Below are 424 nucleotides of genomic sequence, written 5' to 3'. Positions count from 1 at the left end.
TGTGCCGTCAGGATACTTTTGCCAATAAACTCATAGCGGGTATTCTGATCTCCACGGATATGCAACTCCGGTTGCGGGATCTTGACTGCTTCTACCTTGAGCTTTTCAAACAGGGCATCCGTGCCTGCCAGCGGCTTCATGCTGCCGTTCCAGTACAGATCACCATCCTTGTTCACCGACAGGGTGATGTTTTCCGGTTTGGTTTTGTAAATCACGTTGGTTTCTGCCGGTAATTTCAGCTTGACCGTATCTGTAATCACCGGGGTGGTGATCAGGAAGATGATCAGCAATACCAGCATGACGTCGACCAGCGGGGTGGTGTTGATGGTGCTGTTGACTTCGTCTTCACCATCTCCATCATTGCCAATTGCCATTGCCATAATGTGTTCTCTTTCGATGTTACGCTTTAACCCTTAAAACCTCT

1 protein-coding gene is annotated in these 424 nt (G+C 48.6%); it reads right to left on the bottom strand.

Annotated elements, in window-relative coordinates:
- A partial coding sequence (locus ACO0LN_RS30320) for an ExbD/TolR family protein (RefSeq protein WP_422980483.1) occupies positions 1–380 on the bottom strand: 380 nt, incomplete at its 3' end.
- Positions 381–424: the final 44 nt, after the last annotated feature.

Origin of the sequence: Undibacterium sp. TC9W (assembly GCF_049339865.1) — a bacterium.
Lineage (GTDB): Bacteria > Pseudomonadota > Gammaproteobacteria > Burkholderiales > Burkholderiaceae_D > Undibacterium.
Note: the sequence above shows the minus strand (reverse complement) of the source record. Positions and strands in the feature narration are given on the sequence as shown.